At 72.5% G+C, this 23,692-nt stretch carries 21 protein-coding genes; 16 read left to right on the forward strand and 5 right to left on the reverse strand.

Features of this window, described 5'->3' with window-relative positions; genetic code table 11:
- Positions 1 to 118 precede the first annotated feature (118 nt).
- Positions 119 to 1,423, forward strand: a complete 1,305-nt coding sequence (locus tag WDW90_RS17580) for a c-type cytochrome (RefSeq protein WP_336488710.1) — start codon at positions 119 to 121, stop codon at positions 1,421 to 1,423.
- 10 nt (positions 1,424 to 1,433) lie between these two features.
- Here the strand turns inward: WDW90_RS17580 and WDW90_RS17585 are convergent, their stop codons facing one another.
- Complete coding sequence (locus tag WDW90_RS17585; protein WP_336488711.1) at positions 1,434 to 3,434, reverse strand: 4Fe-4S binding protein; 2,001 nt, start codon at positions 3,432 to 3,434, stop codon at positions 1,434 to 1,436.
- 160 nt (positions 3,435 to 3,594) lie between these two features.
- Between WDW90_RS17585 and WDW90_RS17590 the strand changes: the two genes are divergently transcribed.
- The 12 genes from WDW90_RS17590 (at position 3,595) to WDW90_RS17645 (ending at position 13,668) form a co-directional block, all read left to right on the forward strand.
- On the forward strand, positions 3,595 to 4,320 hold the full coding sequence (locus WDW90_RS17590) for a biotin/lipoate--protein ligase family protein (RefSeq protein ID WP_431311063.1): 726 nt from the start codon (positions 3,595 to 3,597) through the stop codon (positions 4,318 to 4,320).
- On the forward strand, positions 4,317 to 4,874 hold the full coding sequence (locus WDW90_RS17595; protein WP_336488713.1) for a DUF6505 family protein: 558 nt from the start codon (positions 4,317 to 4,319) through the stop codon (positions 4,872 to 4,874). Before WDW90_RS17590 ends, WDW90_RS17595 begins: the two co-directional genes overlap by 4 nt.
- Complete coding sequence (locus tag WDW90_RS17600) at positions 4,871 to 5,875, forward strand: DUF6352 family protein (protein ID WP_336488714.1); 1,005 nt, start codon at positions 4,871 to 4,873, stop codon at positions 5,873 to 5,875. Before WDW90_RS17595 ends, WDW90_RS17600 begins: the two co-directional genes overlap by 4 nt.
- 15 nt (positions 5,876 to 5,890) lie before the next feature.
- Positions 5,891 to 6,400: a DUF3305 domain-containing protein gene (locus WDW90_RS17605; RefSeq protein WP_336488715.1), complete on the forward strand. Its 510-nt coding sequence runs from the start codon at positions 5,891 to 5,893 to the stop codon at positions 6,398 to 6,400.
- Positions 6,397 to 7,161 carry a DUF3306 domain-containing protein gene (locus WDW90_RS17610; RefSeq protein WP_336488716.1) on the forward strand — a complete coding sequence of 255 codons (765 nt, stop codon included), beginning with the start codon at positions 6,397 to 6,399 and terminating at the stop codon, positions 7,159 to 7,161. The genes WDW90_RS17605 and WDW90_RS17610 overlap by 4 nt, the downstream gene beginning before the upstream one ends.
- Positions 7,162 to 7,312: 151 nt before the next feature.
- On the forward strand, positions 7,313 to 7,891 hold the full coding sequence (locus tag WDW90_RS17615) for a TorD/DmsD family molecular chaperone (protein ID WP_336488743.1): 579 nt from the start codon (positions 7,313 to 7,315) through the stop codon (positions 7,889 to 7,891).
- A 47-nt stretch (positions 7,892 to 7,938) separates the two neighbouring features.
- Positions 7,939 to 8,157, forward strand: a complete 219-nt coding sequence (locus WDW90_RS17620) for a formate dehydrogenase (RefSeq protein ID WP_336488717.1) — start codon at positions 7,939 to 7,941, stop codon at positions 8,155 to 8,157.
- Between the two features lie 7 nt (positions 8,158 to 8,164).
- Positions 8,165 to 11,107: a formate dehydrogenase subunit alpha gene (locus WDW90_RS17625; RefSeq protein ID WP_336488718.1), complete on the forward strand. Its 2,943-nt coding sequence runs from the start codon at positions 8,165 to 8,167 to the stop codon at positions 11,105 to 11,107.
- 15 nt (positions 11,108 to 11,122) lie between these two features.
- Positions 11,123 to 11,719 carry a formate dehydrogenase FDH3 subunit beta gene (gene fdh3B, locus WDW90_RS17630; protein ID WP_336488719.1) on the forward strand — a complete coding sequence of 199 codons (597 nt, stop codon included), beginning with the start codon at positions 11,123 to 11,125 and terminating at the stop codon, positions 11,717 to 11,719.
- A gap of 55 nt (positions 11,720 to 11,774) precedes the next feature.
- A complete protein-coding gene (locus tag WDW90_RS17635; RefSeq protein WP_336488720.1) occupies positions 11,775 to 12,791 on the forward strand; it encodes a formate dehydrogenase subunit gamma in 1,017 nt (338 codons plus the stop codon).
- A gap of 39 nt (positions 12,792 to 12,830) precedes the next feature.
- Positions 12,831 to 13,052, forward strand: a complete 222-nt coding sequence (locus WDW90_RS17640; RefSeq protein ID WP_336488721.1) for a hypothetical protein — start codon at positions 12,831 to 12,833, stop codon at positions 13,050 to 13,052.
- Positions 13,053 to 13,107: 55 nt separating this feature from the next.
- On the forward strand, positions 13,108 to 13,668 hold the full coding sequence (locus WDW90_RS17645; protein WP_336488722.1) for a hypothetical protein: 561 nt from the start codon (positions 13,108 to 13,110) through the stop codon (positions 13,666 to 13,668).
- 223 nt (positions 13,669 to 13,891) lie between these two features.
- Here the strand turns inward: WDW90_RS17645 and WDW90_RS17650 are convergent, their stop codons facing one another.
- Entirely contained in the window at positions 13,892 to 14,842 is a 951-nt protein-coding gene (locus WDW90_RS17650; protein ID WP_336488723.1) for a GNAT family N-acetyltransferase, read from the reverse strand.
- A gap of 208 nt (positions 14,843 to 15,050) precedes the next feature.
- Here WDW90_RS17650 and WDW90_RS17655 point away from each other — a divergent pair, with 208 nt between their 5' ends.
- Entirely contained in the window at positions 15,051 to 16,358 is a 1,308-nt protein-coding gene (locus WDW90_RS17655; protein ID WP_336488724.1) for an MATE family efflux transporter, read from the forward strand.
- Between the two features lie 37 nt (positions 16,359 to 16,395).
- Here the strand turns inward: WDW90_RS17655 and WDW90_RS17660 are convergent, their stop codons facing one another.
- A complete protein-coding gene (locus WDW90_RS17660) occupies positions 16,396 to 17,550 on the reverse strand; it encodes a glycosyltransferase (protein WP_336488725.1) in 1,155 nt (384 codons plus the stop codon).
- A gap of 207 nt (positions 17,551 to 17,757) precedes the next feature.
- On the opposite strand from WDW90_RS17660, the gene WDW90_RS17665 reads away from it, so the two are divergent.
- Together WDW90_RS17665 and WDW90_RS17670 are read left to right on the forward strand one after the other, a co-directional pair.
- A complete protein-coding gene (locus WDW90_RS17665) occupies positions 17,758 to 18,996 on the forward strand; it encodes a DUF1972 domain-containing protein (RefSeq protein WP_336488726.1) in 1,239 nt (412 codons plus the stop codon).
- On the forward strand, positions 18,993 to 20,264 hold the full coding sequence (locus WDW90_RS17670; RefSeq protein ID WP_336488727.1) for a glycoside hydrolase family 5 protein: 1,272 nt from the start codon (positions 18,993 to 18,995) through the stop codon (positions 20,262 to 20,264). The genes WDW90_RS17665 and WDW90_RS17670 overlap by 4 nt, the downstream gene beginning before the upstream one ends.
- Here the strand turns inward: WDW90_RS17670 and WDW90_RS17675 are convergent.
- Together WDW90_RS17675 and WDW90_RS17680 are read right to left on the reverse strand one after the other, a co-directional pair.
- On the reverse strand, positions 20,227 to 21,552 hold the full coding sequence (locus tag WDW90_RS17675) for a VpsF family polysaccharide biosynthesis protein (RefSeq protein ID WP_336488728.1): 1,326 nt from the start codon (positions 21,550 to 21,552) through the stop codon (positions 20,227 to 20,229). The two genes, WDW90_RS17670 and WDW90_RS17675, sit on opposite strands and share 38 nt — an antisense overlap.
- The gene (locus WDW90_RS17680; protein ID WP_336488729.1) at positions 21,549 to 23,660 is read right to left on the reverse strand and encodes a GumC family protein; all 2,112 of its coding nucleotides are present in this window, start codon (positions 23,658 to 23,660) and stop codon (positions 21,549 to 21,551) included. Before WDW90_RS17680 ends, WDW90_RS17675 begins: the two co-directional genes overlap by 4 nt.
- Between the last annotated feature and the right edge of the window lie 32 nt (positions 23,661 to 23,692).

Below are 23,692 nucleotides of genomic sequence, written 5' to 3' on the forward strand. Positions count from 1 at the left end.
GCCGGCTTGCGGCATCGGGGCTTGCCGATCAAGGGCCGGCCGCGCCGATCCGCTCGGGCGACAGCGCAGGCCCGCCTCGGCTATGCTCGCGCGTCCCCGCATTCCGACCCGAGGCGACATGCCGCCGCTACGCCCCGCCCGCCTCCGTCGCGCTGTCCCGACCCTGCTGCTCCTGCTCGTCGCGCCGGCTCCGGCGCTGGCGCAGATGCGCGGCCATGGCGGGCCGGTGCGGGCACTCGCGGTCACGCAGGACGGCCGGACCGCGATCTCCGGCAGCTTCGACCAGTCGGCGATCCTCTGGTCCCTCGACGACGGCACCGCCCGCCAGGTCCTGCGCTTCCACGAGGGCGCGGTGAACGCCGTGGCGGCGCTTCCGGACGGGCGGTTCGCCACGGGCGGCGAGGACGGGCGCATCGCCCTCTGGCAGCCTGGCGGGACCGCGCCGGTCCGGGTCTTCTCCGAGCATCGCGGCCCCGTCGCCGGCCTCGCCGTCTCGCCGGACGGGCGCAGCCTCGCCTCGGCCTCCTGGGACGAGACGGTGCGGGTGCGCCCGCTCGCGGGCGGCGAGGGCGAGACCTTCGAGGGGCACAAGGGCAACGTCAACGCCGTCGCGTTCCTGCCCGGCGGCCGCCTCGTCAGCGCGGGCTACGACGCCACCCTCCGGATCTGGCCGCGGCCGGGCGAGCCCGACCCGCCCCGGGTCGTCACCCTGTCGAGCCCGCTTAACGCGGCGGCGGCGGCGCCCGACGGCGAGATCGTAGCGGCGGGCGCCGACAGCACGGTGCGGATCCTGCGGCCGGACGGCAGCCCGCGCGCGGGCGTCGAGCTCGGCCCGAGTCCCGTCATCGCGCTCGCCCTCTCGCCCGACGGCCGGCGCATCGCGGCCGCGACCGTGGCGGGCGCGGTGGCGGTGATCGACCGGGCCGAGGCGAGGGTGCTGTTCAATCTCGTCGGTCCCGGCCTGCCGGTCTGGTCGCTGGCCTTCCGGTCGGACGGAGAGCTCGTCACCGGCGGCGGCGACCGGCTGCTGCGGCGCTGGGACATGCGCGGCGGCACGCCGATCGGCAGCCTCGCCATGGGCCGTCCGCCGGACGAACTCGCGCGCTTCGCGGGCGACCGGGGCGCGGAGGTGTTCAAGGCCTGCGCCGCGTGCCACAGCCTGACGCCGGAGGGCGGCAACCGGGCCGGCCCGACGCTGAGCGGCGTGTTCGGCCGGCGCATCGCCACGGCGGAAGGCTACAACTTCTCCGAAGCGCTGCGAAAGCTCGACATCGTCTGGAACGCCGAGACCATCGCGCGGCTCTTCGAGGTCGGCCCGGCCCGCTACACGCCGGGCACCAAGATGCCCGAGCAGACGGTCGGCAGCGCGGCCGACCGGGAGGCGCTGGTGCGGTTCCTCGAGAAGGCGACGCGGCAGCCGTGAGCAAGGCGCGTCAGGCCGTCCCGCCCGCCTCCTCGGCCCGCTCGCGCAGGTAATCCTCGGTGGTGCGGGGCCTGGGGCGCTCGGGGACGGCGTGCGGGTCGAAGCCCGCGTTGAGCGCGGCCTCGACGCGGCAATCCTCGCACATCATCAGGGAGCGGATGCGCGCCTCGCCGGCGGCGCCCGCAAACATCCAGTGGTTGCCCTTGAGCTTACCGATCACCCGCTCGATCGTGCTGCGCGTGCCGAAGGGCTTGCCGCAGGCCACGCAGTCGAAGGGCTCCTCCGCCTTGACGATGCGGCGCGGCTCCGCCCAGGCCGCGAAGTCGATCCGCGGCGCCAGGGCGATCACGTCCTCCGGGCAGGTGGCGGCGCAGAGGCCGCACTGGACGCAGAGCGATTCCTCGAAGGCGAGGAGCGGCCGGTCGGCGCTGTCGGACAGGGCGTGGGTCGGGCAGGCGCCCACGCAGGCGAGGCAGAGGGTGCAGTCCTGCGTGCGGAAGTCGAGGCCGCCGAACGGCGCGCCGGCCGCGAGCGGCACCGCCGCGACCGGGCTCGGCGCCGCCGCGTGCAACTCGCGGAAGGCGACCCGCAGCACGCCGCGCTTGTCGCCGACCGGCCGGAACCCGGCCGGAGCGAGGGCCGGCGTGCCGGGCGCGATCGCCCGCAGCGCCTCGCCGAGGAGATCCGGGTCGTCGGTCTCGATCACTCCGACGACCGGGCCGCCGCCCGGCGCGCCGTAGCCGAGGGCCCGCACGACCGTGTCGGCGAGCGCGACCGTGCCGTGCAGGCTCGCGAGGTCGTGCCTGGGCCTGGCGCGGGCGAGCACCTGCACGCCGGCCGCCCCGTAGGCGAAGAGCGCCGCGAAGGCCTCCGGCCCGAGCTGCGTGATCTCGTTGACCCGCACCGGCAGGACGTTCGCGGGCAGGCCCGCGCCGAAACGGCCGAGGGCCTGGATCAGGGGCTCGCCGTGGTCGCCGTCGTGGAGCAGCACGATCCCGTCGCGCCCGCCGGCCTCGCCGTAGGCGAGCATCAGCCTGCGCAGGCGCCGCATCAGCGCGTCGGCCGGCGGCAGCGCGTAGGCGGCCGCGCCGGTGGGGCAGACGGCCGCGCACTGCCCGCAGCCGGCGCAGATGTAGGGATCGATCGCCACGTGGTCGCCGGCGGGCGCGATGGCGCCGGTCGGGCAGACCGCGAGGCAGCGCGTGCAGCCCGTGATCCGCGAGCGCGAATGGGCGCAGAGATCGGCGTGGACGTCGACGAAGCGGGGCTTGTCGAACTCGCCGACGAGGTGGGAGGCCTCGAACAGGGCGCGCTCGACCGCCGCCGGGTCGCGCGGGTCGGCCCTGAGATAGCCGCTGCGCGCCTCATGCGCCGGGAACAGCGGCGTGCCGCCCGCGAGGTCGACGACGAGGTCGCAGGTCGAGGTTGCGCCGTCGCGCGTCGGCCCGAACAGCAGGCTCTCGCGGGAGGAGGGGCTCGGCAGGGCGTAGTCGTCGATGCGCAGCGCGAAGGCGCCGAGATGGCCCTCGGCCGTCCGCACCGTGCCCCGCAGCACCGGGAACTCGGCGGAGAGGGGCGGGGCCACGGCGCCCGGCCGGCTCAGCAGCACGGTGACGTCGAGATGCTCGGCGAGCCGCCGCCCGGCCTCGATCGCGACCTCGTCGCGGCCGTAGACCAGCGCGACGCCGGCGCTCTCCATCGAGACGAGGGTGGCCTCGGGCTGCTCCTCCGCCGCGGCGGCGAGCAGCGCGGCCATCTTCGGCCCGGCGCCCGCGGCATCGTGGGACCAGCCCGCATGCTCGCGGATATTGACGTAGCGCACGCGGTCCGCCGCGCCGAGCTCCTCCGCGATCTCGCCGAAGAGCGGCGCCTGCAGGGTGCAGGACACCGTGACGGGCGCGCCCGAGGCGGCCGCCTCGCGGAACCGCTCCAGCTCGCTGCCGCAGAGCTGGTCGGCGGTGGAGAGCCTCCCGCCGCAGCCCTTCGCGATCGTCCCCGCGTCAAGCGACATCGTCTTCTCGCAGGAACAGGCGATCACCAACCGGTCGGACACTGTGTCATCCTCAAAACGGACGGCCTGTGGCCTCCGCACGCTTGCCGCCCGCCGTTATACTCGAATAGGTCCAAACTGCGATTCACCGGATGGGCGCAGGGTTTCAGGCCACGCGATGATGTCGGCCCCCGCACAGGACAGGCCGGGACGATCCCTCGTCCTGCCGCCGCTCTTCATCGGCATAGCCGCCGCGAACCCCGCGGCGGTGCATCGGGATGCCTGCGCGCTGGCCTCGGGCGAGCGGGCCGGCACACTCCTGCACGCCGATGACGGGCGGAACGTCGGCTTCGCGGTGGTGCTCGCGCCCGAAGAGCCGCTATGGACGGCGCGCCGCGCATTCTTGGTGGGCATGACGGCGCTGGCCGACGCGGTCGGCGCCCACGCGCCCCCCGAGAAGGCGATCCGCCTCGTCTGGCCGGACGGCCTGCGCTTCAACGAGGCGGGCCTCGGCGGCGGGCGCCTCGCCTGGCCGGGCGACTGCCCCGAGGAGGCGGTGCCGGACTGGCTCGTCTTCTCGGCCATGCTGATCGCCTCCAAGCGGCATGCGGGAGACCCGGGCCTGACGCCGGACACCACCTCGATCGAGGAGGAGGTGTTCGAGGTGGAGGATCGGGGCGTGTTCGTGGAAAGCTTCGCGCGCTACCTGATGAAGGCATTCGAGATCTGGGCGGAGGACGGCTTCGAGCCGCTCGGCGCGGCCTATCGCGCCTACCTGCCCGACGGGGAGGCCGGCCGCCTCACCGCGGCGGGCGATCTCGCGGTCGGGGACGGGGTGCGGCCGCTCCGGGCCGCGCTCGAGAAGCCCGCCTGGCTCGACCCCGCCACCGGGAGCCCGCGCCTGTGACCCTCAAGCTGCCGCGGACGCTCCGCCTCGATCCGTCCGACACCTTCGTGTTCGAGCATGCGGCCGAGCCCGGCGAATGGGCGGTGACCGGCTCGTTCCTGTTCCTCGACGCCGACCCGGCCGCGCTCGCCCCGAAGGCTCGCACCGCCTTCCGCTCCGGCTTCGTCGGCGTCGCCTCGCTCGGCTTCTCCACGCTCGTCGTCGTCAGCGAGGCGAGCGAGGCCGAGCGCGATGCGGCCGTCGAGGCGCTCGCCCGCCACATCCACGATCGGCTCGGCGCGCCCGACCGGGAGAGCGCCCGGCAGGCCGCGCGCGAGGAGATCGCGGTGGCGGCCTCGCTCTGCGCGCCGCCCGTGAACAGCGTGATCGCGATGAGCCGCAGCCTGGAGCGGGGCGAATTGCGCGAGCGCTTCCGGACCCTGCAGCGGCGCGCCGCCGCCCCGGGCGCCGACGGGCTGCACGCCGGGGCCCGCGCCTTCACCTTCGTGGAGACGGACGAGGAGCCGGAGGAATCGGTCGACCTGATCGGATTGATGCGCAAGGACGGGGCATGACCGAGTTCTGGGTCTCGAGCGGGCACCACCTCGCCGGGCGCAACGCGGGCGGCGGCCTCGCGGTCACCGACGCGTTGCTGCTCGCCTACCTCGCGCGACCCGAGCTGGTGCCGCCGCCCGAGGCCTGCGCGGCCGAGCGCGCGCTCCACGCCGCGCTCCTCGACGATCCCCGTCGCGCCGTCGCGCGCGAGGAGATCGCCGCCATCGCGGACCCGGACGCGGTCGAGAACTGGCAGGTGATCCTCGCCTTCCGCGACCGGCTCGTCGCCGCGCGCTCGATCGAGGCGGCCTACCTCGACATCGTGCGCGGCAACGGCGCGGGCACGCCGCCTCTCTTCCTCAACCAGCTCGTCCACCTGATCCTGCGCAACGCGCTCGACGGCTGCGACGACCCCTATGTGCTGCGCGCCGCCGAGCTGTTCTTCCGGCCCCAGCGCGTCTCGCTCGCCGATGGCAGGACGCTGCTCGCCGACGCGGAGCTCATCGACGCGCAGGAGGCCGGGCCCGCGCACTCGCCCCTGATGGCGATGTTCGGCCATGAGCCGGCCACCGAGCTCGACGTGATGACGGACGAGAACGCCTGGACCTACTGGAGCCGCTCCGACGCCTTCACGATGGCGCTCGATGTCGCGGCGAACCCGAAGAGCCGCGAGGGCCTCGCCCGCGCGATCGAGGCGTGGCTGCGCCACCTCCTCGCCCTGGAGGCACGCGTCGAGCCGGTCGCCCGCATCGAGGACCGGGACTGGCGCTGGTTCGTCGGCCTCGACGCCGAGGCGACGCGCATCGGCAACGCCCTCTGGCGCGGGGACGCGGTGGCGCCGGAGGCCCTTGCGCGGGTGGTCGCCCTGTTCCGCATGACCATTCCGGACGTCTCGCGCGTTGACCCGCGGGTCGCGGGCCATCCGGTCTATCTCCTGCTCGCGATGAGCACGGGCAAGCAGGTCTCGCTGAAGCCGCAGAACCTCGTCGCCGGGCTGCCGCTGGCGGACGGTCACGCCTGAGGCCACGGAGGGCGCATGCCGCAGGATCGTTTCGAGATCGGGCTGATCGTCGCCAGGCGTCGCCTGAGGAACGCCTGGATCGACCACCAGTGGCTGCCCGTCGGCGCGCTCCCCGCGGTGCCCGACGTCGCCCCCTGGACCCGCCTCTCCGCGAGCGCCGACGAGGAGACCTTCTTCGCCGGGTCTCATGAGGTCCGCCTATTTGTCGGTGAGACCGGGCATTACCGCGACAACCTCGTGTCCGGCCGGCCCTCCCTGTGGGTGGCGCTGCGCGAGATGGCCGGGGACGCTTACGAGATCGCCGCCGTCACGGCCGATCCCTACGAGGGCGAGGCGCTGGCCGAGGGGATCGGCGAGATCGTGGAGCCGGTGCCGATGCCGGCGCCGGTCCAGGCGCTGGTGGCCGCCTTCGTCGAGGCGTTCCATGTCGAGCGTCCCTTCGAGAAGCGCAAGCGCGACCGGGCCGACCCCGAGGCCCTGGCCCGCCGCGACCTCACCGCGAAGCCGAGGAGCGGGACGGAATGAGCGGCGATTTCCTCTCACGCTGGTCCCGCCGCAAGCGCGAGGCCGCGGAACCGGGCCCCGGCCCCGCGCCGGAAGCGATGGGGGACGAGCCGGGCGCCGCCGCGCCGCCCACGACCGCGACCGATGCGGCGACCGACGCCGAGATCGACGCTCTCTCAGCGGAGGAGATTGCGGCGCTGCCGACGCCCGACCAGTTCCGGCTCGACACGGATCTCACGCAATTCCTGCGCAGGGGCGTCCCGCCGGGCCTGCGCAACGCGGCCTTGCGCCGGATGTGGTCGCTCGATCCGGGCATCCGCGACTACCTCTGCGAGGCGCGGGAATATGCCTACGACTGGAACGTCCCGGGCGGCGTGCCGGGCTACGGGCCGCTCCTGCCGACCGACGACGTCGGGGACCTGCTCCGCCAGGTCATCGGCCGACCGTCCGAGGAGGCCGGCGCGGCCGGGCCGAAGCCCGCGGATCGGCACGACGTCGCGCCCGCGGGCCTCGACGCTTCCGGATCGGATGCTGGCCCACCCTCCCGCGCGGGAGAGGAGGCGAATCCCTGGTCCGCCGCTCCGGAGCCCGCGCCGCCCGACACGGCGGAGGGCGGCGCGGGCACGCAGGACGTGGCCGCTCATCCGCTCCCGGTCGCCGGCGAGGCCACGGCCCGAGCCTGTGACGAGGGCTCCGAGGCCGGGCGGGAAACGGCGCAGGCACGCCACAAAAGCCCGCCTCTGTCACCGGTGCGACGCCATGGAGGCGCGATTCCGATTTGAATGGATCAAAAGTGAGATTGCGGCACTCTCGAACGCGCTTATAGTGTGCACAATGAATTCGGTCCGCGGGGGCGCTCGCGGGTTGAGGGGTCCAATGCAATCGGGTGGCCTGTCGGGCGATTTCGGGACTGAGGGGGGTTCCGGCGGCGCAATGCGCGTGGACGAGATCGATCTCCTGCGCGCCCGCCACTACGATCTCCTGGCGACCGTGCTGGGGCGGGTGCCGTGCGGGCGGGTTCTCGCGCAGGTCTCGGGCCTGCACGGCGACGCGACGCCCCTGGGGAGCGCGCTCGGAGCGCTCGGGCGGGCGGCGCGCGGCGCCGACCCGCAGTCCCTGGAGCGCGACCATTTCGACGTCTTCATCGGCGTCGGGCGCGGCAAGCTCCTTCCCTACGCCTCCTACTACCTGACGGGCTTCCTCAACGAGCGGCCGCTGGCGCGGGTGCGCGAGGATCTTGCCGCCCTCGGTCTCGAGCGCAGCGAGAGCGTGAGCGAGCCCGAGGACCACGCGGCGATCCTGCTCGAGGTCATGGCGGGCCTCGCCTCGGCGCGCTTCGATGCCGAGCCCGGCTTCGAGCAGCGCTTCTTCGAGCGGCACCTGAAGCCCTGGGCCCGGCGCTTCTTCGAGGACCTCGAGGGGGCGGCCGGAACGGATTTCTACCGCGCGGTGGGCGCGCTCGGGCGGCTCTTCCTCGAGATCGAGGCGGAAGCCTTCGCGATGGACCCCTGAGCATGACCGCGACGCGCGAACGGGACGAACCAGCTGGAGGGACGACGATGCGACGGGACAACAAGGACGGGATCGGCCGCCGTCAGTTCTTCCGCACCATCGGCGGCGGCTCGGCCGTCGCCGCGGCGACGCTGATCTCCCCGATCTCGGCGACGGAGGCGCAGGCCTACGATCCCGGCTCCGAGGAGACGAAGGCCCGCTACCGTGAGACCGATCACGTGAAGGCCTTCTACCGGACGAACGGCTACGAGACCCTGAAGAAGTGAGATCGCGATGCTGATCAAGCGCAAGAGCGGCGAGGCGAGCCGCACGAAACATCAGGCCGTGGTCGCGGGTCTCGCCTCCGGCACGCTCGACCGCCGGGGCTTCCTGCGCCGCTCGGGCCTTCTCGCGGGCGGCCTCGCGGCGGCCGGCTCGATCCAGCTCGGCTCGGTGCGCCGGGCGCAGGCCGCCGGCTCCGCCGTCAGCGGGCCCGAAGTCACGATCCGCAAGAACATCTGCACGCACTGCTCGGTCGGCTGCACGGTCACCGCCGAGGTGGTGAACGGCGTCTGGGTCGGCCAGGAGCCCTCCTTCGCGAGCCCGATCAACCGGGGCACCCACTGCGCCAAGGGCGCGGCCATCCGCGAGCTGGTCCACGGCGACCGGCGCCTGAAATACCCGATGAAGATGGTCGACGGTCAGTGGACCAAGATCTCCTGGGATCAGGCCATCGACGAGATCGGCGACAAGATCACCGCCATCCGGGAGAAGTCGGGCGCCGACGCGGTCTACTGGCTGGGTTCCGCCAAGTTCACCAACGAGGCCTCGTACCTGTTCCGCAAGCTCGGCGCCTTCTGGGGCACGAACTCGGTCGACCATCAGGCGCGCATCTGCCACTCGACGACCGTGGCGGGCGTGGCCAACACCTGGGGCTACGGCGCGCAGACGAACTCCTACAACGACATCCGCAATTCCCGGACCATGATCATCATGGGCGGCAATCCGGCCGAGGCGCATCCGGTCGCGATGCAGCACGTACTGTCGGGCAAGGAGATCAACCGCGCGAACATGATCGTCATCGATCCGCGCTTCACGCGGACCGCCGCGCACGCCACCGAGTACGTGCGCATCCGCTCCGGCACCGACATCCCGGTGATCTGGGGCATGCTGTGGCACATCTTCCAGAACGGCTGGGAGGACAAGGAATTCATCCGGCAACGCGTCTACGCGATGGACGACGTCCGCAAGGAGGTCGCCAAGTGGACGCCCGACGAGGTCGAGCGCGTCGCCGGCGTGCCGGGCGATCAGCTGAAGCGGGTGGCCGAGCTCTTCGCGACCCAGAAGCCCGCGACGCTGATCTGGTGCATGGGCGCGACCCAGCACACGGTCGGCACCGCCAACGTGCGGGCCTTCTGCATCCTGTGCCTGGCCACCGGCAATGTCGGCAAGCCGGGCACCGGCGCCAACATCTTCCGCGGCCACACCAACGTGCAGGGCGCGACCGACCTCGGCCTCGATGTGACGACGCTGCCGCTCTATTACGGCCTGGTCGAGGGCGCCTGGAAGCACTGGGCCCGCGTCTGGGACGTGCCCTACGAGTGGCTGCAGTCGCGCTTCGACGAGGTTCCCGCGCAGGCCGGCCGCAAGGCCCGCACCCGCAAGGAGAACATGGAGGCGCCGGGGATCACCTCGACGCGCTGGTTCGACGCCGTCAACCTGCCCGCCGACCAGATCGACCAGAAGAGCCCGATCAAGGCCATGATGGTGTTCGGCCACGGCGGCAACACGGTGACCCGCCTGCCCGATGCCATCAGGGGCATGAACAACCTCGAGCTCCTGGTCGTGGCGGACCCGCACCCGACCACCTTCTCGGCGCTCGACGCGCGCCGGGACAATACCTACCTGCTGCCGATCTGCACGACGCTGGAGTGCGACGGCTCGCGCACGGCCTCGAACCGCTCGCTGCAATGGGGCGAGACGATCGTGAAGCCGGCCTTCGAGTCGAAGTCCGACTACGAGGTCATGTACCTGCTGTCGCGCAAGCTCGGCTTCGCCGAGCAGATGTTCAAGAACATCAAGGTCGAGAACAACGTGCCGCTCGCCGAGGACCTGCTGCGGGAGATCAACCGCGGCGGCTGGTCGACGGGCTATTGCGGGCAGTCGCCCGAGCGCCTCAAGGCGCACATGAAGAACCAGCACAAGTTCGATCTGGTGACGCTGCGCGCGCCCAAGGACGACCCCGAGGTCGGCGGCGACTATTACGGCCTGCCCTGGCCCTGCTGGGGCAAGCCCGAGATCCGGCACCCGGGCTCGGCCATCCTGTACAACACCAACCTCCACGTGAAGGACGGCGGCGGCACCTTCCGGGCCCGCTTCGGCGTCGAGCGCAACGGCCAGACGCTGCTCGCCGAGGATTCCTTCAGCAAGGGCTCGGACCTGACCGACGGCTATCCCGAGTTCACCATGGCGGTGTTCAAGAAGCTCGGCTGGGACAAGGACCTGACGGCCGAGGAGATGGCGGTCATCACCAAGGTCGGCGGCAGCAACGTCGACGCGGTGAGCTGGGCGACCGACCTGTCGGGCGGCATCCAGCGCGTCTGCCTCGACCACGGCGTGACCCCCTACGGCAACGGCAAGGCACGGGCGAATGCCTGGAACCTGCCCGATCCCGTGCCGGTCCACCGCGAGCCGATCTACACGCCGCGGCCCGACCTCGTGGCCAAGTACCCGACCCGGCCCGACGACCGCCAGTTCCGGATGCCCAATATCGGCTTCACGGTGCAGAAGGCGGCGGTCGACCGCGAGATCGCCAAGAGCTTCCCGATCATCCTGACCTCGGGCCGGCTCGTCGAGTACGAGGGCGGCGGCGAGGAGACGCGCTCGAACCCGTGGCTCGCCGAGCTGCAGCAGGAGATGTTCGTCGAGATCAACGTCAAGGATGCCGCCGAGCGCGGCATCAAGGACGGCCAGTGGGTCTGGGTCTCCGGCCCGGAGGACGGCACGCAGGCCAAGGTGAAGGCGCTGGTGACGGAGCGGGTCGGCAAGGGCGTGGCCTTCATGCCGTTCCACTTCTCGGGCTGGTACCAGGGCAAGGACATGCGCCAGTACTACCCGGCCGGCACCGACCCGGTGGTGCTCGGCGAGAGCGTCAACACCATCACCACCTACGGTTTCGATCCCGTCACCGGCATGCAGGAGCCCAAGGCCGCCCTGTGCCAGATCCGTGCGGCTTGAGAGGACGACGTCATCATGGCTCGCATGAAGTTTCTCTGCGACGCGGATCGCTGCATCGAGTGCAACGCCTGCGTCACCGCCTGCAAGAACGAGCACGAGGTGCCCTGGGGCATCAACCGGCGCCGCGTCGTCACCCTCAACGACGGCAAGCCCGGCGAGCGCTCGGTCTCGATGGCCTGCATGCACTGCACCGACGCGCCCTGCGCGTCGGTCTGCCCGGTCAACTGCTTCTACACCACGGCCGACGCGGTGGTGCTGCACTCGAAGGATCTCTGCATCGGCTGCGGCTACTGCTTCTACGCCTGCCCGTTCGGCGCCCCGCAATACCCGCGGGTCGGGAATTTCGGGTCGCGCGGCAAGATGGACAAGTGCACCTACTGCACCGGCGGCCCCGAGCCCGACCTCTCGACCATCGAGTACGAGAAGTACGGCTCGAACCGCCTGGCGGAGGGCAAGCTCCCGCTCTGCGCCGAGATGTGCTCGACCAAGGCGCTGCTCGCCGGCGACGGCGAGATGATCGCCCAGATCTACAAGGAGCGCGTGATCAAGCGCGGCTACGGCTCGGGCGCCTGGGGGTGGAAGACCGCCTATCGCGAGACCGTCGCGATCTGAGAGGCCCGGCGCCGAACGCGTTCAGACGATCAGGTTTCAGGGAAGGGACGAGCCCATGCGGCGGGGAACGACGCTCACCAGGACATTGATCGCCGCGATGGCCTTCGCGGCGGTCTCAGCCGCCGGCCTGCCGGCCTCCGCGCAGGCCCCGACCACGGCGCCGAACCCGACCGCGGATTCGGTGAACGAGGACCTCCTGTTCAAGCAGGACCCGAAGATCCGCGGCCGCATCTCCATCCCGGACCAGAAGGCGGCCAACCTGATCCAGCCGCAGGGCCGGGAGTGGCGCGGCTTCCACGAGGGCTGGATGCCCTGGATCGGCGCGGCCGCGATCCTCGGCATGATCGCCGCGCTGGCGCTGTTCTACTTCACGCGCGGGCGGATCAGGCTCGAGCACAGCGAGGAATCGGGCCGGAAGATCCTGCGCTTCAACAGTTTCGAGCGCTTCACCCACTGGATGACGGCGAGCTGCTTCGTGATCCTGGCCCTGTCGGGCCTGAACTACATCTTCGGCAAGCGCCTGCTGATGCCGCTGATCGGGCCCGAGGCCTTCGCGACGCTGGCGCAATGGGCGAAGTACGCCCACGTCTACCTCGCTTGGCCGTTCATGCTCGGCATCGTCTTCATGGTCGCGGTCTGGCTGAAGGACAACATCCCGAACCGGATCGACTGGCAGTGGATCAAGGCGGGCGGCGGCTTCATCGGCAAGAGCCACCCGCATGCCGAGCGCTTCAACGCCGGCCAGAAGGTCGTGTTCTGGATGGTGGCGGGCTTCGGCGCCGCCATGTCGGTCACCGGCCTGATGATGCTGTTCCCGTTCTACGCGACCGACATCAACGGCATGCAGGTGATGCAGGCGATCCACTCGCTGATCGGCGTCGTGTTCATCGCGGCGATCCTGGCGCACATCTACATCGGCTCGCTCGGGATGGAGGGCGCCTACGACGCCATGGGCAGCGGCAAGGTCGATCTCGCCTGGGCGCGCTCGCACCACGACCTCTGGGTCGAGAAGGAGCAGGCCAGGACGGCGAGCGGCCCGCAGCTGCGGCCGCGTCAGGCGCCGGCCGAGTAGGAAGGTTCGTCTCGGCGGGGCCGAGAGCAGGAGAGGTCCATGAAAGCGTTCGCTGTCGCCGTGATCTGCGCCGTGGCGCTCGGCATCGCGGCCTCCTACGTCCTGTCGTCGAGCCAGCGCTTCGCCTGGCAGGCCTTCTCGACGACCTCCACGCGGGTCTCGTCGCCCGGCACCAACCTCGTGGGTCCGCGCTGGACCGGCGACGTGAAAGGTCCGCACGACGAGGTCGCGGGCGACGCGCATTCACCGAAGCGGTCGTGACGCGGCCGATGGCTGCGGGCGCGGGAGACAGCCGATGATGACGGGGGGACGGACCATGAGAGCCGTGGCATTCGCCGCGCTGGCCGGGATCGCCATGCCGGGCGCCGCCCTGGCGCAGGGCGCGGTGCAGGGAGCGGGGGACCCGGGCGTCCGCGCGGGCAAGCCGGCCAATATCTGCCGGGAGCTCGTCGCCTACGTGCATCCGCCCGCGCCCGCCGCGCCCGCGGCGGCACCTGCCGGCGCGCCGGCCGCGACTCCCGCCGTCCAGGCGCCGCAGCCGGGACAGCCGACCCCGACCGCCTCGCCGGCGGCGGGCGAGCCGCAGCAGAAATCCGGGCTCAGCGGGCCGGTGCCGCAGAGCGGCCCCGGGGCTGCCGGGCCGCAGGGCGAGGCGCAGAAGGCGGCACAGGCCGCACCGCCGGCCGCTCCCGCCGCCCCGGCGCCCCCGAAGCCGACGCCCGAGATGATCGAGCAGGTCGACGCCGCCGCCCGCGACGGCAACATCGCCGGCTGCCGGGACGCCGCCCGCAGGATGCGGCTCGCCGGCATCCCGCTGCCCTCGCCGCTCCTCGCCCTCGCGGCGCTCGACCTGAAATACCTCCAGGCGGCTCCGTAGCGCGGCCCTCGTACGGCGTCCGCTCGATCCCTTCGGTGCTGGTGCGGGGTTCCAACTTCCCCCCTTCATCCTGAGGTGCCGCAGCGCAGCGGAGGCCTCCTTCGAGGCCGCTGGCGCGGCGCCTCAGGATGAGGTCGCGGGTCGGACGGACGGCTCCGCCCGGTTCTGGATCGGATCCGCGCGGACCTCCTTTGGCGTCCGCTTCGATCAGGCGGATGCCGTATCAGAAGCCCAGCAGCGGCGCCTCGGTGAAGGACAGGTCGCCGAGCCGCGGCCGGTGCGGGCCGCGGGCGTATTTCGGCATACGGCCCGGAAGGACGCGGCCGGCCAGGCCCGGGACCGGTGCATCGGCGTCGAGCATCAGGAAGAACAGGCCGTTCCGGGCGAGAAAGCGGCCGATCGCGTGGCCGTATCGACCGAGATCCGCGGTCTCCCGGCAATAGATCAGCGAGGCGACGGCGACGCGGCCGCGCAGCACGCGGCGGCGCAGGAACACCAGGGGATGCGCCCGGCCGTCCGCGATCACCCAGGCCGTGAGGCAGCCGAGGGCGGCGTGGCTGCGCACGATCTCGCGCTCGCTCGCCTCTGCGACGATGCCGTCCGGCACCGCGCCCGTGACGACGCGGATGCCCCGACGCGGGCGCGAGGCCAGCGGCACGGCGATCAGCGTTCCATTCGCGTAGCGCGAGAAGCCCTGCGCCTCGATGATCGGGCGCGTATGAGCCTCGGACGAGACGTTGATGTAGGTCACGCTCCGGTCGCGGATCGCCGCCGCGACGAGGAGCGGCGCGTAGCCGCGATAGTCCGGATCGACGTACCAGCTCGACAGGTTGCAGCGCACCGATCCATCCGGCCCGGGCCCGAAGATGGTCAGGACGACGCCCACGAGCGCGCCGTCGGCCACGAGGACGAAGCCGAGCGGCTCGCGCCCCTGGGCCCGCGCATGCGCCTCGATGCGCGCGAACGCCGCGCTCCACCGGACGTGGTCGTGGGCCGGAAATCCGCGCGCCAGCAGATCGACCAGCGCCGCCCGGTCGTCGCCGGCGATGCGCCGGCACCGGACCTGAGGCGGCCGGGCCGCGCCGGCCCGCGCCTCCCGCGGCTCGTCGGCGGTGCGGATCGCCTCGGGCGCCGGCTCGGCCGGTTCGGGCTCGTGATGGGTGGAGAGCGCCATATCCGGTCTCTTTCCGGGAAAGCCCGTGACAAGTCTGGCACAGATCGCGACGAACGGTGCCGGGACACGCCCGGGAAACACTGGGTATGCAAGTTGCAGTGACTGGATTGGACCATTCTCAGGTGTTCTACCCGTAAACAGGTTGACCGATCATGACGCCGATGCAGTCACGCCGTCCGTGCCCCGCGACGCGTCCGGGGACGCGGGCGTGAAGCGCCTCCGCCTGGGCCGCTTCGGCAGCCGGTTCGCCGTGATCCTGTCCGGCGAGATGATCCAGAGCCTGTTCCACTTCGTGCTGAACGTCGTGCTGGTCCGCGAGCTCAGCGCCCACGATTACGGCCTGTTCGCGATCGTCTTCACGATCGGGGCGGTCGGCATCACCTATATCCGCGCGCTCTGCGCCGTGCCCGCCACCCTGTTCCTGGCGCGCGGGATCGGGCGCGGGGCCGAGCGCGGCTACGATGTCGCCTTCGGCTCCGGGGCGGTGCTCGTCGCCGCCCTGATGGGCCTCGCCGTGTCGGTCGTCCTGATGCCGACCCTCGGCTACAGCGCCTTCGCGGGAGGCGTCTTCGTCGCCCTCTACGCGTTCCGGAGCTACCTGCGGATCGTTCTCCTCGCCCGCGCGGCCTCGCGCATCGCCGGGCTCAGCGACATCGCCTACGCGGCCTCCGGGCTGCTGCTCGGCGCCCTGCTCATCCACGGCGGCGGCATCGGGCTCCTCGAACACGCCTTCGTGGCCGTCGCGAGCGCGCACGCGATCGGCATCGCGATCGCGCTCGCCGCCCTGCGCCAGCCGGTGCGCCTGTCGTTCCGGCCGAGCATGCGCCGACGCTACCTCGCGATCTGGCCGACGCTCGCCTGGTCGCTCGTCGGCATCACGACGATCAACGTGCAGGCGCAAGGGCTGACGCTGCTCTTCGCGCTGATCGCGGGCCCCGCCGCCTACGCGCCGATCGCCGCGACGCTCGTGCTGTTCGCGCCGCTGCGCATCCCCACGAACGCGCTCACCAACATGGTGCTGCCCGAGATCACCGGGCTCCTGGCCGGCAGCCAGCTCAGGAAGGCGCGCCGCCTCGTGGTGGGCAGCACCGCTCTGATCGGGCTCGGCTGCCTGACCTACGGCGCGATCATGTGGACGGCGCTGCCCGTGATCGAGACGCAGCTGTTCAAGGGCCGCTTCGCGCACGAGCCGATGAACATGATCGGCCTCGGGGTCTGGACCGTGATCACGGCCTCGCTCCTCTACGCGATCCCGCGGGCCTTCCTCGAGGCGGCCGCCGACTTCCGGATCATCGCCCACGGGGCGCTGATCAGCGGGGCCGTCGGCTTCCTGATCATGATCCCGATCCTGCTGCTGCAGGAGGTGCCGGCCTGGGCGCTCCTCGGCCTCCTGGCCTCCGAGCTCACGACGGCCTGGTGGTCGGCCAAGTCCTTCCGCGGCCGGCTGAGGAGCCTGCGCGAGGCTACGGCCGAGGCATCGCTCGCGACCCCGCCATTCGCGCCGGCGCGGGGCTGAGCCGGCGGAACAGCCGCGCCGTTCGACCGCGGGCCGGTCAGCCCGCCCCGACCGGGGCCGCCGGGGCGTCATCGCCCGTCGCGGCGGTCCGGCGCAGCATGGCGGCGATGCCCTCGGCGACCGAGCGCTCGCTGAACACCGCCTCGTAGCGCCGGCGGGCGGCGGCCGGATAGCCGCGCCACGCCTCGGGCCGCGCGATGACCGCCTCGAGGACCTCCGCCAGGCTCCCGGCGCTGCCCGGCCTCACGGTCCAGCCCGAGACGCGGTCCTGCACGACCTCCGGCAGGCCTCCGATCTCGGACACGATCGCGGGCACGCCGTAGGCGAGCGCCTCGATGGCGACGCGGCCGAGCGATTCCGGCAATCGCGAGGGCACCGCCACCACGTCGGCCCAGCGGTAGAGCGGGGCGGGATCGGGGACGAAGGGCGAGAGGCTGATGCTGTCGGCGAGCCCGGCGGACGCGATGGCCTCGCCGAGCGCCCGCTCCCGCTCCGCGTCCTCGAAGGCGCTGCCGACGATGCGGACCTCGATCCGCGCGCGCAGGTTCGGCGGCAGCCGCCGCACCGCCTCGACCAGCACCTCCTGCCCCTTGATGCGGCTGATCCGCCCGAGCATCAGGAGCCGCAGCGGGCGGGTGCCGTCGTAGCCGGCCGGGTTCGGCCCTTCCGGGCCCGCGATGCCGTTGTAGACGACCCGGCTCACGCTCGCTCGCGGCAGCGCGAAGGCGCGCGCGGTCGCCTGCGAGTTGAAGATCACGTTCGCGCCGCTCCAGCGGATGAGGCCGCGCAGCACCGCGCGCGTCGCGCCCTCCGGGATCTCGTGCACGTGCAGCAGGGTGCGGCCCGGGCACAGGCGGGCGGCGAGCAGGTAGTCGGCCACCACCGTGGTGTTGACGTAGACGAGGTCGCTCCCCCGGATCCGCCGCAGCGCGCGCGCGACGGCGAGCGGCAGCGCCGCCAGGCCGATCGTGGCGAGCCGCCCGAGGTCGCGCCGGCGCAGGATCCAGACGGGCTCGAACAGGATCCTGGAGGCGAAGGGCTCGAGCGCCGGGACGATCGGTCCCGGGCGCGGCAGCACCACGTCGATGCGGGCGTCGGGATAGGTCTCGCGGATCGTCCGCACGCTCTCGCAGAAGCTCCGGTCCGACCCGTACAGCTCGTAGCCCTGGTGGACGCAGGTGATGCGCATCATCGCGGGACCCTTCTGGCCCGGACCGGAACGGCCCGGGCACACCCGGACTGGACTGGGCAAGAACGGAGCCCGGCCCGCCGATTGCGCACAACCCCCTGAAAGCTGGGCCCTTGTCCCGGAACGAGACGAAACGCGGTGGCGGCCGGGACGGCCGCGCGGCGGGATGTCCCGAACCCGAACCGGCCCATTGCCAGAAGGGTCGAGCGTATGCCGGTGTCCAAGCCCTCCGTCCTGATCCTGGGAACCCGGGGAATCCCGGCCTCGCACGGCGGGTTCGAGACCTTCGCCGAGAAGCTGGCGCTGTTCCTCGTCGCGCGCGGCTGGCATGTCGGCGTCTACTGCCAGAGCGAGGTCGACGAGGTCCGGCAGCGCGTCAGCAGCAAGACTTGGAACGGGGTCGAACTGATCACCGTCGAGGTCGCCTCGCGGGGGCCGAAGGCGACGCTCGAGTTCGACGGGCACTGCGTCGCCGACGCCGCCCGCCGCGACGGCGTCTGCCTCGTGCTCGGCTACAACGGCGCGATCTTCCTGCCCTACCTGCGCCTGATGGGCCGCAAGATCCTGACGAACATGGACGGCATCGAGTGGCGCCGGCCGAAATGGTCGTTCCCCGTGCGGGCCTGGTTCTGGGTCAACGAGTGGATCGCCGCCTGGAGCTCGAACCGGCTGGTCGCCGATCATCCGGCCATCGCCGACCACCTCGCCACGCGCCGCCCCCGCGCCGCCATCGCGACGATCCCCTACGGCGGCGACCCGGTCCGGTCGGCGGAGCGGCGCAGCATCGCCCCGCTCGGGCTCGAGCCCGACCGCTACATGGTGTCGATCGCCCGGATCGAGCCCGACAACAACATCCTGACCTTCGTCGAGGCCTTCTCGCGCAAGGTCCGCGGCATCAAGCTCGCGGTGCTGGGCGACCTCGACCCCCGCATCCCCTATCACCGCGCCGTGATGGCGGCCGCGGGCGACGAGGTGATCTTTCCCGGCGGCATCTACCAGAGCGAGACGGTGGGGGCGCTGCGCTACCACGCCCGCGCCTATTGCCACGGCCACACGGTCGGCGGCACCAACCCGTCCCTGGTCGAATCCCTGTGGGCGGGCAGCGCCGTCATCGCGCACGACAATCCCTACAATCGCGGCACGGCGGGGGAGGGCCAGTTCTACTTCCGGGACGCGGATTGCTGCGAGCGCGCCATCGAGCGGGTGCTGACGGACGAGGTCGCGGTCGCGGCGGCGCGCCGGGCCGCGCTGCAGCAGGCGGAGCGGTTCGACTGGAGCACGATCCTCGAGAGCTACGAGACCGAGCTGAGGAGCCTCGGCGGCTACGTGCAGCCCCAGCGCCGGCCCCTGCGCGCCGGACTCCCGGCGCCCGCCGCGAGCGCGCTGCCCGCCCGCGCGCGGGAGGGTGCCGAGGCCGGCCTCCGCCAGCGGGCGCCCGGAGCCCGATGAGCGGCGCCGAGGCCGCGAGGCCCGGCGCGCCGACGCGCCGGGCCCTGATCGCCGGGGCGCTGGCCTGCGCCGGGCTCGGACCCGCGGCCGGCACGCCGGCCGCGCAGCCGATGACGCTGCGGCGCGGCGTCAACCTGTGGCCCTGGTTCGCCCTGACGCGCGAGTTCCCGGCGCCCCGCACCGATTACGACTGGCCGCCCTTCCAGCCCGGCCGGCCCGTCCCGAGCCGGGACGACCTGCGCCGCCTCGCGGAGGCCGGCTTCGATTTCGTGCGCCTCCCGGTCGATCCCGGACCGTTCCTGGCCTTCACGGGCGCGGCGCGCGAGACGCTCATCGGCCACCTGACGGAGGCGGTCGACGAGGTTCTCTCGGCGGATCTCCGCCTCGTCCTGAACCTGCAGGCGAACGCCGCAACCCACCACTACACGCCGGACAACCTCTACGGCGGCGGCGCCCCGCTGCTCGGTCCCTTCCGCGACCTCCTGGCCGAGATCGCCCGCCGCCTGGCCGGGCGCGCGCCCGGGCGGATCGCGCTCGAGCCCGTCAACGAGCCGCCGCAGGCCTGCGGCGCGCAGGGCTGGGACAGGATCCAGCACGGGCTCCTCGCCGCCGCTCGCAAGGCCGCGCCGGACATCACGCTGGTGGCGACCGGCGCCTGCGGCAGCATGGCGGCGGGCCTCACCGCCCTCGATCCGGCGCCGCTGCGCGCCTACGCGCCCCTGCTCCTCACCTTCCACTTCTACGAGCCCTACCTGTTCACGCACCAGGGCGCCCCCTGGATGACGGAGCCGGTCTATCGCGCCCTCAACGGCGTGCCCTGGCCGGGCTCGGCCGGGACGCTGGAGGAGACGCTCGCTTCGGTCAGGGCCAGGATGCGAGCGGACGGGGCGACCTCGCCCGCGGCCAAGCAGGCCGCCTACGCGACGACGGAGGCCAAACTCCGCGAGTACTTCGCGGCCGGCCCCGACCGGCGCTACCTCGATCGCCATCTCGGCGCCGTGAAGAGCTGGGCCGAGATCTACGGGATCCCGGCCGGGGACATCCTGATGGGCGAGTTCGGCGCGCTGCGCAGCGACGCGCGCTACGTCGCGGCCCGCCGCGCCGACCGGGTCCGCTACATCCGGGACGTGCGGGAGAGCGCGGAGGCGTTCGGCTTCCCCTGGGCGTTCTGGAACCTGTTCGACGGGATGGGCCTGATGGATGACGCCTCGCGCGCGCTCGACGGCGAGGTCATCCGCGCCCTCGGCCTGCGGATGCCGCCCCGCTGAGCGGCGGCCGGTACATCACGATCAGCAACAGGGCGAACTTCGCCAGGAGCGTGGTCTTGCCGCCGAGCCCCTCGAACGTGTTCACCAGGATCACGAAGGCCAGCATCGGCATCGCGATGCCGGGCCGGCACAGGCGCGCGACCTCGAACAGGAACAGCGTCACGGCGAGCGTGAGCAGGGCCGTCATCAGGGCGCCGTGATAGAGAAGCGTCTTCACGACCGGGTTCTCGATGCCCCATTCGAGGCCCTCGATCCGCCGCCAGCTGTCGACGAGCGCCGCGTCCGGGCCGATCAGCATGTCGCGCAAGGGAAAGCGGCCGATCAGTTCCAGCATGCCCACCCGCGCGTGCGCGCTGCCCCCGTCCGAGGCGAAGCGGCCGAGCAGCGTGTCGAAGAAGCCGCCGAGCACCAGGCCCCCGAGGGCGATCGGCACGAGCGTCAAGAGGAAGATCGCGGCGGCCACGCCGAGGAGCGGCACCCGGCCATGGCGCAGCACGCGGTGGAGCGCGACGAGCCCGTAGGCGCCGCCGAGCGCCACCGTCATCACGCTGGCCGAGCGGCCGCCGAAGGTGACGAGGGCGGCGAGCTGAAGCCCGATCAGGGCCGCGCGCGCGAGCCGCGGGAACTCGCCGCCGCCGCTGATCAGCGCCAGCACGTAGCAGGCGGTCAGCGTCGCGTTGTTGAGCGGGTGCCCCTGCAGGGCCGCCGAGCGGGTGTCGGTCTCGAAGATCTGGCCGTCGAGGCGGAAGGGGAAGAAGCGCTGGCCGCTGACGAATTCCAGGAGGCCCATCAGGGCGTTCACGATCATCACCCCGTGCACGACCCGTTCGAGCCACGTCATCGTGCGCCGGTCTCGCCCGGCCATCAGGATCACGACGAGGCCGGGCAGCGTGAACGTGTCGAGGGCGCCCGCGAGCCCGGTGCCGCCGCGCAGGCCGATGAAGAGCAGGAAGCCGACGCCGCAGGCGGCGATGAAGCAGCTCGCCGGCCGGTTCCGCGACGCCTGGACGAGATAGCCGACCGGATTGCCGTGGCGCAGCATCGCCCAGCCGAAGCAGAGGCAGGCGAGATAGGTCGAGGGATGCACCTTCTGCGGCGCCGATCCGGACAGCCCGTCGTAGTTCAGGCCGACCGTCCACAGCATGCCGCCCGACAGGCCCATGACGAGGAGGGCGGTGAGGATCAGCAGGAGGGTCTCGCCCCGGCCAAGGGCGCTCACGAGGCCGGCGACCGGGTTGATCAGCGGGCGCCGGATCCCGGCCCCGGCCGAGTTCGCCGCGCCGTTCACCGCTCCCTGCCCCGGGCGTCGACGAGGAGCGAGGCGGAGACGGGCTGCCCGAGGCTCTCGCTGGTCTCGACGATGTCGAGCAGGTCGCGCTGGCGCGTGGCGCCGTCCCGCACGATCAGGAGGACGCGGTCGGCCGCCGCCGCGACGGGCGCGACGCGCAGGTTCTCCGAGAGCGTGCCGCCGTCGACTGCGACGAGCTCGAAGCGCCCCTTCACGGCGGCCAGGAAGCGCTCGACATTGCCGGGGGTCAGCGCGTCGCGCACGGGCTTGTGGGTGTCGCCGAGGCCGATCCGGCGCGCGCCGGTGGCGGGATCCTGCACCGCGACGGCATTCAGGCTCTGCTCCCCGCGCAGCACGTCGAGGAGGCCGCCCCGCCCGGACCCGGGCCCGCGCGGATCCGCGTCGACGACGAGGACGCGGTCGCCGCGCGCGACGGCGACGGAGGCGAGCAGGTCGATCACCGCCCGCCGATCCCGCAGGTCGGCCGCGCTCGACGTGACGAGGAGGCTGAGCGAGTTGCCCGCCGAGGCGCCGCGCCGCGCTCCCGTCAGGTGGTCGAGCACGAAGGCCGCGGCCGCGTGGGTCGTCCCGTCCGCGGCCCGGTTCAGGCGCGGCAGCCGCGCCACGACCGGCGCGTTGGCGAGGCGTTCCAGCTGCCGCTGCGAGAGCACGGTCGGGTCGCTGTACTCCCTGACGAGGGAGAGGCCGGTGCCGAGGCCGACGCCGCTGAGGATCGCGGCGACGATCAGCACGATGCGCGGCGGCCAGCTGCGGTCCTGCGGGGGGCGCGCCCAGGTGATCACCCGGGCGTTCGTGGTGTCGATGCCGGCCTGCTCCTTGATCTCGCGCGATCGTACCAGGAAGTTGTTGTAGACGGCCCGGCTCGCGTCGACCTCCCGTTCGAGCTCGCGCAGGCGGACCGACGACTTCGCCGTGACGGCCGAGGCCTTCTGCAGGCGTTCGAGCTCGGCCGCCAGGGCGCGCTCGGCGGCGAGCGCGCGCTGGTACTCGGTATCGGCCGCGCCCGCGATCCGGTTCAGCTCGACCTCGATCAGGCGCCTGACGTCCTGCATCTGCGTGCGGGTCGCCGCGATGTAGGGATGGCGCTCGCCGAGATTGGTGCGGAGGTCCGCCTCCTTGCTGGCCAGCTCCGCGTACTGGCCGCGCAGCCGCTCGATCACGGGAGACTGGACCGCCTCCGGCGTCGCCCCGGAGCCGATCACCTGGCCGCGCGCGTCCCGGACGCCCTGCAGCCGCGCCTTGGCCTCGGCCGTGCGCGTGCGGGCCGCGACGACCCGCGCGTTGCTCTCGGTGAGCTGCTGCTCGCCGACGAGGCGGCCGCTCGACGCGATGAGCCCGTTCTCGGCCTTGAAGGCCTCGAGCCGCATGTCGGCCTTGTTCACGGCCTCGCGCAGGTCGTCGAGGCGCGAGCGCAACTCGCCGGAGGCCCGCTTGGCGGCCTCCGCGCGGGAATCCGACTGGTCGGTCAGGTAGGCCTTGGCGATGGCGTTGACGATGCGGGCGGATTTCTCGGCGTCGCGGGTCGTCACGATCACGTCCACGACGAACACCTTGTCGGCGCGCTTGACGGCGAGCTTGCGCCGCAGGCTCGTGAGCGCCCGCGTGCGCGCATCGACCGGGCTCTCGCCCGTGCCGAACAGCGCCCTGCGCAGGTTGCCGACGAGGCGCGCCGGCAGGCTCTCGCTCGGCGCCCCGAATTCGGGATCGGTCTCGAGCCCCGTCGCCGCGATGGCGCGCAGGAGAACGCTGTCCGATTCGACCACGCGCACCTGGCTCTCGATCTGGGCGACGCCCCCGTCCGGCGCCAGCGCCCCGGGATTGACGTCGTTGGTGACGACCTGACGGTCGCGCGGATCGATCAGGATCTGAGCGGAGGCCGTGTAGAGAGCGGGCGTCAGGAAGGCGTAGAGCAGGGCCAGCAGGCCGAGGACGCAGGCCGTCCCGATGATCAGCACCCGCCGGCGCACCAGGATGCGCCAGAGGTCGCCGATCTCCACGCTGGTATCGGGACGCGCGGGCTGGAACGGCGCCGGCGTGACCGGCCCCAACCACTTCCCGATCGCGATGTCTCTGTCGAACTGTGTCACGCCTGACCATTACCGGTTCGAGTTGGGACAGC

This window comes from Methylobacterium nigriterrae (genome assembly GCF_037106235.1).
Lineage (GTDB): Bacteria > Pseudomonadota > Alphaproteobacteria > Rhizobiales > Beijerinckiaceae > Methylobacterium > Methylobacterium nigriterrae.

Excerpts from the sequence above, each read along its gene's own strand:
- WDW90_RS17620 (WP_336488717.1), top strand. The coding sequence starts at position 7,939 with ATGCGACGGGACAACAAGGACGGGATCGGCCGCCGTCAGTTCTTCCGC.
- WDW90_RS17605 (WP_336488715.1), top strand. The coding sequence starts at position 5,891 with ATGCCGCAGGATCGTTTCGAGATCGGGCTGATCGTCGCCAGGCGTCGC.
- WDW90_RS17660 (WP_336488725.1), bottom strand. The coding sequence starts at position 17,550 with ATGATGCGCATCACCTGCGTCCACCAGGGCTACGAGCTGTACGGGTCG.
- WDW90_RS17615 (WP_336488743.1), top strand. The coding sequence starts at position 7,313 with ATGCGCGTGGACGAGATCGATCTCCTGCGCGCCCGCCACTACGATCTC.
- WDW90_RS17610 (WP_336488716.1), top strand. The coding sequence starts at position 6,397 with ATGAGCGGCGATTTCCTCTCACGCTGGTCCCGCCGCAAGCGCGAGGCC.
- WDW90_RS17665 (WP_336488726.1), top strand. The coding sequence starts at position 17,758 with ATGCCGGTGTCCAAGCCCTCCGTCCTGATCCTGGGAACCCGGGGAATC.
- WDW90_RS17645 (WP_336488722.1), top strand. The coding sequence starts at position 13,108 with ATGAGAGCCGTGGCATTCGCCGCGCTGGCCGGGATCGCCATGCCGGGC.
- WDW90_RS17640 (WP_336488721.1), top strand. The coding sequence starts at position 12,831 with ATGAAAGCGTTCGCTGTCGCCGTGATCTGCGCCGTGGCGCTCGGCATC.
- WDW90_RS17580 (WP_336488710.1), top strand. The coding sequence starts at position 119 with ATGCCGCCGCTACGCCCCGCCCGCCTCCGTCGCGCTGTCCCGACCCTG.
- WDW90_RS17625 (WP_336488718.1), top strand. The coding sequence starts at position 8,165 with ATGCTGATCAAGCGCAAGAGCGGCGAGGCGAGCCGCACGAAACATCAG.
- WDW90_RS17650 (WP_336488723.1), bottom strand. The coding sequence starts at position 14,842 with ATGGCGCTCTCCACCCATCACGAGCCCGAACCGGCCGAGCCGGCGCCC.
- WDW90_RS17600 (WP_336488714.1), top strand. The coding sequence starts at position 4,871 with ATGACCGAGTTCTGGGTCTCGAGCGGGCACCACCTCGCCGGGCGCAAC.
- WDW90_RS17670 (WP_336488727.1), top strand. The coding sequence starts at position 18,993 with ATGAGCGGCGCCGAGGCCGCGAGGCCCGGCGCGCCGACGCGCCGGGCC.
- WDW90_RS17635 (WP_336488720.1), top strand. The coding sequence starts at position 11,775 with ATGCGGCGGGGAACGACGCTCACCAGGACATTGATCGCCGCGATGGCC.
- WDW90_RS17590 (WP_431311063.1), top strand. The coding sequence starts at position 3,595 with ATGTCGGCCCCCGCACAGGACAGGCCGGGACGATCCCTCGTCCTGCCG.
- fdh3B (WP_336488719.1), top strand. The coding sequence starts at position 11,123 with ATGGCTCGCATGAAGTTTCTCTGCGACGCGGATCGCTGCATCGAGTGC.
- WDW90_RS17585 (WP_336488711.1), bottom strand. The coding sequence starts at position 3,434 with ATGTCGCTTGACGCGGGGACGATCGCGAAGGGCTGCGGCGGGAGGCTC.